Below are 14,055 nucleotides of genomic sequence, written 5' to 3' on the forward strand. Positions count from 1 at the left end.
GACCGGGGAGACGGAAGGTCTTCGGCGGAAACTGACACGCCCGCGAGCCGCTCACCGCCGTGCGCCCAAGGCCCGCAGCGCGAGCCCCACGCTCGCCGTCCATTCACTGCGCCGGGCCAGCCCCGCGTCTCGGTGAGCGTAGGTGCCCGCCACCTGGAGCACCACCGGTTGGTCCGCCACGGCCATCACGACACGCTCCAGGCCGAGGTCCGCCCGCGCGCGGAAGTACACGCCGCGCTCGATGCCCAGGCTCCACCCCGCCAGCGCCGACGCGCGCAGGGCGGACAGGCCATCCGCCGACTCCAGCCCCGCGTCGAGCAGCAGCTCGGTGAAGGGCGCCACCGTGTGTTGCGCCCCGTCGCGGCCGCGCCGCACCACGTGGGCCGCCGAGGGGCCCACGCCCAGCCACATGCGCTCTGTCTCCGAGCGCACCGGATCCAAGAGCAGCCCCACGCGCCCCGTCTCCAACGTCCAGCCCGGCCCTTCCCAGAAGCGGCGCTCCAGGTGGCCCAGGCGCGCCGCCACCGTCACGTCGAAAGGGAAGGGGATGCGAAGGGGCCTCGCGGTGGGCACCAGGATGAAGCCTTCCTCCAGATGCCGCCGCAGCGTCCCGTCATACGCGGTGAAGGTGAAGCCTCGCTGTTCACCGTCCCAGACCTCCGCGGTCAGCAGCCGGTGGTTGTTGAACCAGGGGGAGCCCTTGCTGCGGCTGCTCCTGCCCATCCGAATGTGCACGCCGGTGCGCACCGCCCGCGCCATCCCCGCGCCGGAGATGCGCGCGCGTGTCCCCAGTACGAGCCCATCTCCCAGGTCGAAGCAGATGGGATAGGGCTCGCCTCGCGCGTCCAGGGCCTGGCACGCGTCGTCGTCGGCGCCCGGCGCGGCGGTGGCCAGCAGCATCACCAGTCCGAGCATCAACACGCGCCTACTCCCTCGCCGCGACCGCGATGGGGGCGGAGCGCCGCGCGGGAGCCCACAGCGAGAAACGCAGCCCGGCGGACGCGGACCACTCCCATCGCTCGGGAACGCCGGCGATGTCGTCACGTCTCACGCCGCGCCCGTCCACGAGCAGGCTCAGGGGCTGGTCGTTGATGGCCAGGAGGATGACTTCGTAGCCGGCCTGGACCCGCAGGCGCTCGGGCCGCCGGGGACGGCCCTCCACCCGGGGCGCCAGCAGCAGCGTCTCCACCTCCGCGCTCATCCGAAAGTGGTGGAAGCCGTCTGGGTCCAGCGTCACGTCCCCCTCCAGCGCCGCGGAGGGCGCGACGGCGTTGAAGCCATGCACCAGGTCGCTTTCGACGCCCGTGCCGGCGCGCACGCGGACGTAGGACACCAAATCCCGCGAGTGCCACAGGTCGACCGAGGCCTGGACGGCGCCCAACGAGAGGAAGCGCGCCACCTGGCCGTCACGCTTCAGTTGCTCCAGGTGGAGCGCCTCCATCCAGAGCCCCATGTTGAGGTAGAGGTCATGCCGCCGCGGCTTGCCCAGGAACGTGGTGACGCGCAGCAGTGGGTCCTCGCGCTGGATGCTGAAGTCGTAGCGCGCCAGCGTCAGGTCGAGCGAATGCACGCCCAGGTGTAGCTCGGTCTCCAGGAACCGGAGCCGGTGCAGCGTCTTGTCGCCTCGCGTGGGCACCTCCACCGCGATGCCGAAGTCGGCGCGCATGCGGTGCATTACCTGCCCGTCATGGGACATGGGCGCCCAGGCGCCTCCCAGCCACACGCGGCGGTTGAGGTCGAAGTTGAACTGCATCACCCGCCCGCGCTCGTCCCGGTACCAGCCCGGTGGCGCGTCCGCGCGCGCGGGCTCCATCCGGTACGTCTTCACCCGCTCCGCCGTCTCTTCATCGAACGAGACGGAGCAGTGCGTCGCGCGCGCCACGGGCCGGTCGGTTTCCACGCCGTCGGCGCCCAGCTCCCGCACGGGCGCGACGCGGCAGCGCTGGGCGTCGTCGTCGCACTGGGCCCGCCACGCTCCGGAGGGCACGTGCTGGGTGGGCGGCAGCATCAGGCACGCGGTGGGGGCGCCCCACGTCAGCGCGGGGAGCGGGAAGGACGGCGGCTGGAGGACGGGGGCCTCGCTCCCTGGCTGCGCGAGCAAGAGGGCGCCGACCAGGGGCAGTGTGGGGGCGAGCATGGAGGTCTCCTCGGCGTCGGCGTCCCGTCGACCTCGGGAAGCGTTGCCGGGGCCGGGCGTTTCAAGCGCCGTGCCCCTGCCCGGGAGTCGTGCTTTCGCGGGGTTGGCGTTCCTGTCGTGTACAGGCGCCTGCACAGCGGCGCGCAGTCAGGCTCACGTCAGTGGTCATGGCCGTGGTCGACCGGAGAGGGCGGCGGGGATATAACGCCGCGTCCTGCCGAGGGTGGGCCGTCCCACCGCCCGGAACGTCTCAAGGAGCTTCAGTCCGTGGAGAGCGAAGTCGAACAGCAGCAGGAGCAGACCTTCACCGAGGCCATCCTCGGCAAGGACTTCTTCGAGGCGAAATGGGCGAAGCGGTGGCTGGAGCTGTCCTTCAGCCTGCGCGTCGTGACGGCCACCGCGGGCTTCGCGGCCCTGCTCTTCCTCCCCTACCTGGGCGCGGTGGGGCTCTGGGACTGCTGGGAGACGCACTACGGCGAAGTCGCGCGGATGATGATTGTCCGCCAGGACTACGTGTACCCCTTCTGGGAAGGCTCCTGGTTCTTCTCCAAGCCGCCGCTCACCATGTGGATGCAGGCGCTGGGGATGAACGCGGCGGGGGCGGTGAACCCCGACGGGGTGCTCGGGCGGTACATGGAATGGGGCATGCGGATGCCCTTCGCGATTCTGAGCATCGCTGCGGTGGCGCTGTTGTCCCTGGCGGTGGCGCGCGTGGTGTCCAAGCGCGCGGGCCTGGCCACGGGCTTCGTGCTGGCCACCATGCCGCTGTACTTCCTCCTCACGCGGCAGACGGTGACGGACACGCCCTTCGTCACCACGTTCATCTGCGCCATGGCGTGCGCGCTCATTGGCCAGTTGGATGCGACGACGAAGCACCGCGCGGCCTGGTGGTACGGCTTCTACTTCTTCGCGGGCCTGGCCTCGCTGGCCAAGGGCATCCTGGGCGTGGGGCTCCCCGCCGTCATCCTGGCGCTCTACGCGGCCCTGTCCGTCATCCCCTGGGACAGCGCCAGCCTGGACGCGCACCTGCGGTGGCTCACGCAGTCCAGCTTCCGCAAGGACGTGCGCGAGGGCCGTCAGCCCATGCCCGTGCTGTGGGGGCAGATGTTCAAGATGCACCTGGGCACGGGCATCCTGGTGTTCTTCGCGGTGGCGGGCCCCTGGTACCTGACGCTGTCCCTGTTCGGCTCCGTGGACGACGAGGGCAAGCTCTTCTGGTACCGCTTCTTCGTGCACGACCACCTCAACCGCCTCACGGCGGGCGTGCACACCACCACGCCGGGCGGCACGTTCATCTACTTCATCGAGCAGGGTGGCTTCGCCATCTTCCCGTGGGTGGCGCTGCTGCCCGGTGCCTTCTCGGTGGTGGCGCGGATGAAGCTGCGCTCGGAGAAGGCGGCGGACCACCTGGCCATCATCGCGGTGCTGTGGGTGGCCTTCTCGTTCTGGCTGCTGTCCTCCAGCGCCACGAAGTTCCACCACTACGTGTTCCCGGTGCTGCCGGGCGTGGCCGTCCTCCTGGCGCTGTTCATCGACCGGCTGTGGGAAGAGGGCATCTCCGCGCACGCGGTGAGCCTCATCTTCGGGCTGCTGCTCTTCGTCCTGGTGGGGAAGAACATCGCGGAGAACCCGAAGATCTTCACCGACCTGTTCGTCTACAACTACGACCGGCCCTATCCGCAGGACCTGGTGACCAAGCCCATCGCCTTCTTCGCCTCGCGTCCGCTGTGGACCGGCGACCTGGTGACGCTGGTGCTGCTGGGCTTCGGCGTCTACCTCTCCTTCGACGCCTTCTCCGCGAAGGGCCGGGCCCGCACGACGCCGAGCGCCCGCGCGGTGGCGCTGCTGCTGCTGCTGGGCGGCGTGGCCACCCTGGGCGCGGTGAGCGCGCAGGCGCAGGTGTCCGCCAAGGCCCTGGTGGGCGTGGCGGTGGTCATCGTGGCCGCCTACCTGGGCTGGGAGTCGCTCCGGGCGAACGCGGCGTCGCGCGCGTCGCTCCAGACGCTGGCCGGCGTGCTGGCGGTGGTGGGCGTGCTGCTGGCGGTGCGGGGCTTCCGTCAGCCGGCGGCGGAGGACTCGCTGCTCAAGGCGCTGTCGGAGCCGGTGAACATCAAGAAGTCGCTGGGCTTCACCTTCGCGGTGGCGGGCGGCATGGCGGTGGTGGCGTCGCTGATGCGGGCGCGGGCGATGCTGTTCGGCACCTTCTGGGTGCTCGCGGCGGGCATGGCCCTGTGGTTCAACTGGAGCCACTGGGTGGACCTGTCTCACCACTGGACGCAGCGCGACCTCTTCTGGCGGTACTACGCGCAGCGCCAGCCGGGCGAGCCCATTATCGCGTACATGATGAACTGGCGCGGCGAGACGCTCTACTCGCAGAACACGGTGGAGCAGTACCGCGCGTCGGACGCCAACGCGCGCATGCGCGCCACCGCGATGCGCCCTGGCCGGACGTGGGCCCTGGTGGAGCACAACCGGCTCAACCTGCTGCGCACCGCGGTGGGCTCGGACAAGGTCGTCACGCCGGTGGACCGCGACATCAACAACAAGTTCCTCCTGGTGACCATCGATTGAGCGGCATCCACGTCGAGGGGTTGGGGAAGCGCTTTGGCGACCGGGTGGCCGTGGAAGCGCTGTCCTTCCACGTGCGGCCCGGAGAAGTCTTCGGGCTGCTCGGCCCCAACGGCGCGGGCAAGACGACCACGGTGCGCATGCTCACCGGGCTGCTGCGCCCCACCGAGGGCGAGGCCACCGTGTGGGGCCACCGGGTGGACGGCGACGGCGAGCCGCTGCGCAAGGTGGTGGGGCTGCTCACCGAGCAACCCGGCCTCTACGACAGGCTCACCGCGCGGCAGAACCTGCGCTTCTTCATGAAGCTGCACGAACTGGATGAGGCCGCCGTCTGGCCCCGGGCCCAGCATTACCTGGCGCGCTTCGGGCTGGGCGGACGCGAAGAGGAGCCGGTGGGCGGCTTCTCCAAGGGCATGCGGCAGAAGCTGGCCATCGTCCGGACCCTGGTGCACGACCCGAAGGTCATCTTCCTGGACGAGCCCACCAGCGGCCTGGACCCGGAGTCCGCGCGCACCGTGCGCGACGCCGTGGCGGAGCTGGCGTCCGAGGGGCGCACCATCATCCTGTGTTCGCACAACCTGGCCGAGGTGGAGCGCCTGTGTGAGCGCGTGGCGGTGGTGAAGCGCCGCCTGCTGGCCATCGGGCCCATCCGCGAGCTGCGGCACGCGGGGCAGGCGCTGGAGGTGCGCGTGGAGGGGGAGGCGGAGCGCTTCCGCGACGCGCTGGCCCAGCTCCCCTTCGCGCCCAACGTGCTGGCCGAAGGGCCGCGGCTGCGCGTCATGTTGGCGGAGGACGCGCACGCGCCCGACGTGGTGGCGTGCCTGGTGGGCGCGGGGGCTCGGGTCCACAGCGCGGTCCCCACGCAGCGTCCGTTGGAAGAGGTCTACCTGGAGTTGCTGCGCGAGGGGAGGGGGTAGCCCATGGCGTTCCGTCCGAAGCGGGCCCTGGCGGTGTTCTGGAAGGACTTCCTGGACCTGCGGATGAACGTGGGCCTGCTGGTCTCCATGACGGTGCTGCCGGCCGTCATGGTGCTGGTGCCCATTGGCGTGGTGTACGCGTACGCGCGCACGCCGCATGACGCGGACCTGCGCAGCGTGGCGCTGTTCTACGACCCGACGCTGCCGTTTGGCGCGAGCGCCGCGCGCTTCCTCGTCGACAAGACGCTCTCCGACTGGTTCGGCATGTTCCTGGTCATGCCGGTGTTCGTGCCCATCCTCATCGCGTCCCAGAGCGTGGCGGGGGAGAAGGAGCGGCGGACGCTGGAGCCGCTCCTGGCCTCTCCGGTGACGGCGACGGAGCTGGTGGCGGGCAAGAGCCTGGCGGCGCTGGTGCCCGCCGTGACGATTACGTGGGTGGCCTTCGTCGTGTTCTGCGTGGGCGTGGACATCGCCGCGTGGCCGTTGGTGAAGGCGCCGCTGATGCCGAACGCGATGTGGACCTTCGGCGTGTTCGTCATCGCGCCGCTGTTCGCCTTCTTCGGCAACGGCGTGGCGGTGCTCATCTCCGCGCGGGTGAGCGAGGCGCGCATGGCCCAGCAGCTCGCCGCGCTGGTGGTGCTGCCCCTGGTGGGCCTGATGGGCGGCCAGGTGGCGGGCGTCCTCAAGTCGGGCTTTGGCTACTACGTGCTCCAGGGCGCGGTGGTGCTGGTGCTGGACGCCATCCTGCTGTGGGCCAGCATCCGACTGTTGGACCGGGAGCGGCTGGTGAGCCGCTGGGGCTAGCGCCCGCCGCTTTCCAAAGCATCCGGCCCGCCGAGCGGCTAGGCTTTCGCCAGTAAAACTGGCATGTTGCGAGCAGGTGACGGTACGCGAGCGCGCGCGCTTTCGTCCCGGATGCCATGCTCTTAAATGGGGTTGAGGTGGCGGTGCGGGTTGACCGGCTGCCAACGCGGCCACGGAGGCGCTGACTGGCAATGGGTATCTTCGACAGCATCAAGGGTGAGGCGAAGCGCAACTTCATCGCGCGGGCGGACTCGGCGAAGGGCGACATCATCTACAAGTATCCGGAGAACAACGTCCGGATGCTGACCCAGCTCACCGTCGATGCCGACGAGGTCGCGCTCTTCGTGAAGGACGGCAAGGTGGAGGGCAAGCTGGGGCCCGGCCGTCACCAGTTGGACACCAACAACATCCCGTTCCTGTCCCGGCTCATCGAGGGCTTCACGGGCGGCAACCTCTTCATCTCCGAAATCTTCTTCGTCTCCACCCGCGAGGTGGCCGGCGTGAAGTTCGGGGGGCCCATCGGTGACGTGCGCGACCCGGAGACGGGCCTGGGCATTGGCACCATGGTGTACGGCGACTTCTCCATCCGCGTGACGGACCCGGAGCGCCTCGTGGTGGGCCTGGTGGGCATGGGCCGCACGGGCAACGAGGAACTGCTCGGCTGGTTCAAGAACCAGGTCCTCAAGGTGACGCGCGACCGCATCGCGGAGCTGCTCGTCAAGAAGCGCTGGCCGCTGCTCGACGTGACGAGCGGTGCGTACACGGAAGAGATTGAGACGGAGGTCATCTCCGGGCTCAAGCCCCACGTGGACGGCTACGGCCTCACCGTGGTGCGGATGGGCAACTTCCACGTCTCCATCAAGGAAGAGGATGAGGCGACGCTGAAGAAGCTGGGCAAGGACGTGGCGTACTCGCGTCTGGCCGGCGGCTTCCAGCAGTACGCGCAGGGCCAGGCGATGCTCGGCGCGGCCGAGGGCATGGCCAAGGGCGGCGGCAGCGACGGCGGTGGTTCCGGCAACGCGCTGGGCGGCATGGGCATGGGCATGGGTTTCGGCATGGCCCAGCAGTTCATGAACCAGCAGCAGCACCAGCAGCGGCCTCCGGAGCCCGCGCCCGCGGCGGCTCCGGCGGACACGCGCAGCCCCGCGCAGCGTCTGAAGGAGCTCAAGGAGCTGAAGGACGCCGGCGTGCTCTCCGATGATGAGTACAACGCCAAGCGCGCGGAGCTGATGAAGCTCCTGTAGTCCGCCACACGCGGCAACGTTGTTGAGGACCAGGGCCTCCGTCCGACACAGGGCGGGGGCCTTTTTCGTGCCCGGCGCTGCCCCGTGGGTCAATGGACCTCCAACGACTTCTGGGTTACGTTGGGGTGTCGAGCTCGTGACGTGGCGCGCGGACGGGATGCCCCAGGGCACTCCGAGGATGCGCGTCCTGTCCACGGGCGAGATGGGGACGTTGCGAGGTGGGCAGGTGCCACCTTGGGCCGGACGTCCTCCGCCAGCCGTGGCTGGCCGTTGGTTCCCCGGGAGACGCGGTGTTGAGTCCCTTTCGAGAGATGTCCCGTTCCGTGTTGTTGCTGTGCGCCGTGTCGTTGTCCGCCTGCCAGGAGGACGCCCCGCCGCCGGATGAGACACAGCAGCATGCGGAGCAGTCCGTCCCCCACGTCACCATCGACGGGATGGACAACACGGCGGGTGTCCTCCGAGGCACCATCCAGGGGCAGGGCGCCATCCGGGCCGTGGGCATCCAGGTGGATGGCGAGCTGATTGGCTGGGCGGAGGTGCGCGGCGACCAGTGGAGCATCCGCTGGCGGCCGCTGCCGGGGACGCGCTCCGTGTCGGTGGTGGCACATGACGGCTCGGGTGAGCCGGGGCGCGCCTGGCTGGAGCTCGACCACGTGGACTTCGATGCGCCGCACGCGCTCTACCACGCGGCATCGCTGCTGACGCTGCCCACGGCCGAGGGGCGGGTGACGCGCTTCACGTTGGATGGCTCCACGCCGTCGGCCAGCGCGCCTGTCTACGTCGCGCCGTTGATGTTGCTGCGCCCGTCGGGCGAGCCCGCGCCGCTGTCGGAAATCCCCACCAACCCGCCGGAGACGCCGGTGGATTGGCGGTGGCTGCCGCCCGCGGAGCCCGTGGGCCGCGCGGCGGTGGTGCGGTTCCAGCAGTTCGTGGGGACGACGCCCGTGGGCGCGTCCGGCACCCGGACGTACCTCATTGGCGCGTCACACGGCCCGCTGCCCGTGATGTCGCTCACGGTGGACCCCGAGCACCTCTTCGGCTTCGAGCACGGCATCTACGTCCCCGGCCGGGTTCACGCGGAGGACCCGCGTCCGGAGTGGATTTGGGGCAACGGGAACTACCACCAGAGCGGCAAGGACTGGGAGCGGCCCCTGCACGTGGAGTGGTTCCTCCCGGAGGGGACGCCGGTGATTTCCCACGGCGCGGGCGTGCGCATCCACGGCTCGGGCAGCGCGGCGCTGCCCCACAAGAGCCTGCGCCTGTACGCGAAGGAGGACTACGGCCCCAAGACGTTCCGTGCGGCCATCTTCCCGGGCTCCGAGCTGGAGGAATTCACCCGGCTCATCGTCCGGACGTCGGGGCAGGACCTGCTCTCCACCAAGATTCGCGACTGCGCCCTCCAGGGGCTGCTGCGCGAGACGTCGCTCCATCTGCAGGCGTGCCGCCCCACGGTGCTGTACATCAACGGCGAGTACTGGGGGCTGCACGAACTGCGCGAGCGGTATGACGAGTACTACGTGGCCTCGCACCACGGCCTCAACCGCAAGAAGGTGACCATCCTCGAGCACGACGGCGTGCTCGACACCGGCGAGGACGGGGACGAGGTGCCCTACCGGGCGCTGCTCGACTACGTCCGGACGAACGACGTGTCGCAGCCGGAGCACTTCGCGCATGTGGAGTCGCAGATGGATGTCGATGACTTCATCGACTACCAGATCGCCGAAATCTTCTTCGCCAACGCCGACTGGCCCCAGAACAACACGAAGTTCTGGCGCTACACGGAGCCGGAGGTCAACGGGCCCGCCGCGAAGGATGGCCGTTGGCGCTGGCTGCTCTACGACCTGGACGGCGCCTTCCTGGGGGACCCGGCCTATGACTCCCTGGCCCGCGTGCTGACGGACGAGACGCTGCCGGAGTGGTCCGTCGTGCTGCTGCGCAACCTGCTGACGAACACGGACTTCAAGCGGCGCTTCGTGTCGCGGTTCCTGTGGCACCTGGACACCACGTTCACCCCGGAGCGGGTGACGTCGCACCTGGATTCCCTGGTGGGGCAGGTGGAGGCGGAGATGCCCGCGCACATCGAGCGCTGGCGCTACCCAACCTCCCTGGACGTCTGGCGGTACAACGTGGACGCGATGCGCGCCTTCGCCCAGGTGCGGCCCGGACACGTGCGACAGCACCTGGAAGTGGCGTTCGGCCTCTGACCCAGGAGGTTGGATGGGAATGGAAGGGATTCGTTTGGTTCGTTAGATTCTGAGCGGAGCCTGGCGGGGGGCTGCACCGGGGATGGGAGAGGCCGAGATAGCCTCAATCCAAACACAGTTCGTTTCACTGCCTTTGGACCCCCTCCCCGTGAGTCCGCCGCATGACGAGCCCTTCCGCCGCCGCAGCCGCACGGATGCGATTGCGTTCGAGCCTCCCCGGACGCGAGCGCTGGGAAGTGGATGCCTTGTCCGACGCCCCGGCGCTGGCCGCGGCGTTGGAGAAGGCGCTCCTGTCGCACGTGGGCGTATCCAAGGTGAGCGCCAGCGCTGTTTCGGGACGGGTCCTGGTCTTCTTCATTCCAGACACCCTCGTGACGCCGGTGGAGTCGCTGCTGCGGGAGGCATTGCAGCGGCTGTCCTCTGAGCCGACCTCCGAGCCGGAGAGGGGCGCGGTCTCCGGCGAGCGTTCCTCCCGTTCACTCATGGCGTTGCTGCCCGAGCGGGCTCGGCTCGTGCGGCCGCTCGCGCTGTCCGTCGTGAGTCACGGACTGTCCATTGCCCAAGGGTTGCTCGTTGTCGCCACGTTGAACGCCGCCCTGGCGAAGCGCTCCGGGCTCCCGCGAGGAGACGCGGACTCGCGCTTCGGAGTCGTGGGCACCCTGCTCATGCTCTTCACGGGCGTGAACCAGTACGTCCAGCACGAGCGCAAGCGGGCCTGGAGGCAACTCGCGCGCAATCACGAACAGGCGTTGCGAGCGCGGCTGCTGGCGGCCATCGAGGCGCAAGACGTGTCCACCCTGGACGCGCAGGGAACGGGCCGGCTCCTGAGCCTCGTGACCAAGGATGCGGCCCGGCTCGCCTCCTTCCTGGAGCGGGACGTGGACGATGCCGTCAACAGCGCCCTGGTCATCCTCGTCTCGGGCACCTTGCTGCTCACGACCTCGCCGCTGCTCGTGCTCGTCGCCTGTCTGCCCGTGCCCTTCATGGTGCCGCTCCTGCGCAAGCTGGGCCGGAGGACGGCCGCCGCGCGAACGCACCAGAACGAGCGCCTGGACCGTTTCACCCAGCACCTGGAGAACAGCTTCGCCGGCATCATCGACATCAAGAGCTTCACCGCGGAGCAAGACGATGTCCGGCGGGTGTCGGAGTCCGCTCGGCGGCTCGCGGACGCGGAACTGGAGGCGGGGGAGGCCGCCTCGCTCGAGGCCCATCTCATGCAAGGCGCCTTCGCCACCGGGTTCGTGGTGATGACCCTCTACGGTGGGTGGAAGGCTCGCAAGGGCCTGCTCTCCAGCGAGGTCTTCGCGAGGACGATGTATCTGTTTCCGCAAGTCCTGGGGGCGCTCGGCGGCGTGGGTGGGGCGCTGGGGAGCTATCACTCCGCGGTCAGCTCCGCGGAGCGCATCCAGGAGATGCTCGCCTCACGCCCGAGCATCCAAGGCGGTCCTGTCCGGTTGCCCAAGGCGCAGGTGCGGGGCGAGGTCCGCTTCGACGACGTCTCGTTCGGGTATGCGCCTTCAACGACGGTCATCCATGGCATCTCCCTTCACCTGCGCCCCGGGGAGACGCTCGCCATCGTCGGGCCGACGGGGTCCGGGAAGAGCACGCTCCTGAAGTTGCTGCTGCGCTTCCACGACGTGCGAGCCGGGAGCATCCAGGTGGATGGCCACGACCTCCGGGAGCTGAACCTCGAGGACCTCCGCTCCGCCATCGGCATCGTGGGGCAGGAGCCCTTTTTGTTCGAGGGGACGGTGAAGGACAACGTGCTTCTCGGCGACCCGGGGGCGTCGGACGCGGAGGTCGCGGAGGCGCTCGACAACGCGGGGGCGTCGCAGTTCGTCGAGGCCCTTCCGGACCGCATGGACGCTCAGGTGGGCGAGCGCGGCCGGAAGCTCTCGGGAGGGCAGCGACAGCGCATCGCCATCGCGCGCGCGCTCCTGAAGAAGGCCCCCATCCTCGCGCTCGATGAGGCGACCTCCCACCTCGACTACGAGACGGAGGCCGCCATCCAGCGGTCGGTCCGCAACGCGTCCTCGCGGATGAGCATGATTGTGGTGGCGCACCGGCTCTCCACCATCCGCCATGCGGATGTGATTCTGGTGCTCGACCAGGGGCGGGTCCGGGAGATGGGGCGTCACGAGGCGTTGCTCGCGCAGGGAGGGCTCTACGCCTTCCTGTGGAGCCTTCAGCAAGGTGAATGACGTCCGAACCGGGGGCCGTGATGGATGCCGTGCAGCGAGAGCAGATTGACGGTTTGTTCAGCGCCTGGGACCACGCGGAGGGGCCCGGCGGCGCCGTGGGCATCTATCGGGAGGGCGAGCTCATCCACGCGCGGGGCTATGGCGCCGCGAACCTGGAGAGCGCGGTCCCCATCACCCCGGCCACCGTGTTCCATGTGGCTTCGCTCTCCAAGCAGTTCACCGCCGTGCTGGTGGGGCTCCTGGCGCGAGAGGGGCACTTCTCCCTTGATGACGACATCCGGCGCTACCTGCCGGAGCTGCCCAAGGGGCCGCCCATCACCTTCCGGCACATCATCCACCATACCAGCGGCCTGCGAGACCAATGGGACCTGCTGCGTTTGGCGGGCTGGCGCGCCGCGGACCTCAAGACGACCGGTGACATCCTGTGGCTGGCCACGCGCCAGCAGGCGTTGAACTTCCCGACTGGCACCCGGTATCAGTACATCAACACCGGCTACACCTTGATGGCCATCGCCGTCGAGCGCATCACCGGCCGCTCCCTGCAGGCGCAGGCCGAGGCGCACCTCTTCGCGCCGCTCGGGATGCAGCACACGTGCTTCCAGGACGACCATCAGAAGCTCGTCCGGAATCGCGCCCTGGCCTACTCGCGCGAAGCGGGCGGGCCGTGGAAGCTCAACCTCCCCGCGTATGAAACCATTGGCCCCACGGGCCTGCTCTCCACGGTCGAGGACTTCGCGCGCTGGGAGCGCAACTTCCTCTCCCCGACGGTGGGAGACGCGGACTTCATCCGGCAGCTCTCGCGGCCAGGCACCTTCGACGACGGGCGGCCGCTCGGTTATGGGTTTGGCCTCATCCTGGGGCAATACCGGGGCCTGCCCGTCGCGGAGCACGCGGGAGGTGACGCGGGCTTTGCGTCCTACTTCCTTCGCTTTCCCGAGCAGCGCCTCGCGGTCGCCATCTTCTGCAACGCCGCGGAGCTGCGGCCAGGACCGCTGACGCGGCGAATCGCCGACATCCTCCTGGCGGACCACTTCAAGGAAGCGCCGTCGGTGGACCTGCATGCGCCTTCATGGGCGGGCCGGGCCGCGGGAGCCTCCGACGCCGCCGCGGACGCGTTCGAGGCCATGACGGGCCTCTACCGGGACACGTGGAGTGGGACGACGCTCGGGGTCGAGGACCGGGGAGGAAGGCTCTTCCTCGTGCCCAGCACCGGCGGAACGTACGAGCTGTTGCCGGCCGGTCCTGGCTGCTGGCGCTTCCCGGATGTGGAGGCGCAATGCCAGTTCACGCCAGCGAGGGAGGATGCGCCGGCCCGGATGCAGGTGACGCACGCGGGGCAGACCACAGCGCTCTGTGAGCGCGTCGAGGTGGCGCCCAAGAGGCCCGAGTCGCTGGCCGAGTACGCCGGCACCTACCGGAGCGATGACCTGGGCGTTCACTACACGCTCGCCGTCTCGGGCGCGTCCCTGGTCCTGCGGCGGGAGAAGTTCGCGGAGGCCCGTGTCCAGTTCACCTCGGAGGACGATGGCGCGACTCGCAGCGGGGACGGGCTCCACCTTCGCTTCGTCCGGGACTCGCGAGGCCACATCAGCGGCCTGCTCGTGAGCGCCGAACGGGCCTGGAACATCCACTTCGTTCGCGCATGAGCCGCGGCGGCTCCCTCACGCGGTGGAGGAGGAGTCCGGGCTGGAGCCTTCTTTTTTGGGGGCGGGGTGGGTGCTTCCCGTCCCCTGCTCGGCCATCACCTCCGCGACCAGGTCTTCGAGATCCTCGACGAACCGGGCCGCCTGCCGGCGAAGCTCGGCTCCCACGGCTTTGCCATTCTTCAGGGCGCTCTCCGCCAGTGGCTGGAGCTGCTTTCGCAACGCTTCGCGGTCGAGCCTGGCACCCACGACCGCGCCCAGGGTGAATGAGGCGAGGGCAATGAATGGTCGATTCATTGGACAGGTTCTACGTGACCCTTTCATGAAGGGTCAAGCA

The 14,055-nt window shown here is 69.4% G+C and carries 10 protein-coding genes; 7 read left to right on the top strand and 3 right to left on the bottom strand.

Going from position 1 to position 14,055, the window contains the following annotated elements; genetic code table 11:
* Window positions 1-51 precede the first annotated feature (51 nt).
* Together A176_RS06465 and A176_RS06470 are read right to left on the bottom strand one after the other, a co-directional pair.
* Window positions 52-915, bottom strand: coding sequence for a hypothetical protein (locus A176_RS06465; protein ID WP_226994375.1), 864 nt, complete (start codon window positions 913-915; stop codon window positions 52-54).
* A gap of 10 nt (window positions 916-925) precedes the next feature.
* Window positions 926-2,137, bottom strand: coding sequence for a hypothetical protein (locus tag A176_RS06470; RefSeq protein ID WP_002634361.1), 1,212 nt, complete (start codon window positions 2,135-2,137; stop codon window positions 926-928).
* Window positions 2,138-2,404: 267 nt separating this feature from the next.
* Between A176_RS06470 and A176_RS06475 the strand changes: the two genes are divergently transcribed.
* From A176_RS06475 to A176_RS06505, 7 genes are all read left to right on the top strand, one after another.
* Entirely contained in the window at window positions 2,405-4,708 is a 2,304-nt protein-coding gene (locus A176_RS06475) for an ArnT family glycosyltransferase (protein WP_002634360.1), read from the top strand.
* Window positions 4,705-5,622 (top strand): ABC transporter ATP-binding protein, encoded by a 918-nt coding sequence (locus tag A176_RS06480; protein WP_002634359.1) that lies wholly within the window; start codon window positions 4,705-4,707, stop codon window positions 5,620-5,622. Before A176_RS06475 ends, A176_RS06480 begins: the two co-directional genes overlap by 4 nt.
* A 3-nt stretch (window positions 5,623-5,625) precedes the next feature.
* The gene (locus tag A176_RS06485; protein WP_002634358.1) at window positions 5,626-6,426 is read left to right on the top strand and encodes an ABC transporter permease subunit; all 801 of its coding nucleotides are present in this window, start codon (window positions 5,626-5,628) and stop codon (window positions 6,424-6,426) included.
* 191 nt (window positions 6,427-6,617) lie between these two features.
* Window positions 6,618-7,670: an SPFH domain-containing protein gene (locus A176_RS06490; protein WP_002634357.1), complete on the top strand. Its 1,053-nt coding sequence runs from the start codon at window positions 6,618-6,620 to the stop codon at window positions 7,668-7,670.
* Window positions 7,671-7,981: 311 nt separating this feature from the next.
* Window positions 7,982-9,874, top strand: coding sequence for a CotH kinase family protein (locus A176_RS06495; RefSeq protein WP_044889601.1), 1,893 nt, complete (start codon window positions 7,982-7,984; stop codon window positions 9,872-9,874).
* Window positions 9,875-10,068: 194 nt separating this feature from the next.
* Window positions 10,069-12,075: an ABC transporter ATP-binding protein gene (locus tag A176_RS06500; RefSeq protein WP_144429505.1), complete on the top strand. Its 2,007-nt coding sequence runs from the start codon at window positions 10,069-10,071 to the stop codon at window positions 12,073-12,075.
* On the top strand, window positions 12,072-13,721 hold the full coding sequence (locus tag A176_RS06505; RefSeq protein ID WP_226994219.1) for a serine hydrolase domain-containing protein: 1,650 nt from the start codon (window positions 12,072-12,074) through the stop codon (window positions 13,719-13,721). Before A176_RS06500 ends, A176_RS06505 begins: the two co-directional genes overlap by 4 nt.
* Before the next feature lie 15 nt (window positions 13,722-13,736).
* Here A176_RS06505 and A176_RS06510 read toward each other — a convergent pair whose 3' ends face one another.
* Complete coding sequence (locus tag A176_RS06510) at window positions 13,737-14,015, bottom strand: DUF5132 domain-containing protein (protein WP_044889600.1); 279 nt, start codon at window positions 14,013-14,015, stop codon at window positions 13,737-13,739.
* Window positions 14,016-14,055 lie beyond the last annotated feature (40 nt).

Source organism: Myxococcus hansupus (genome assembly GCF_000280925.3).
GTDB lineage: Bacteria > Myxococcota > Myxococcia > Myxococcales > Myxococcaceae > Myxococcus > Myxococcus hansupus.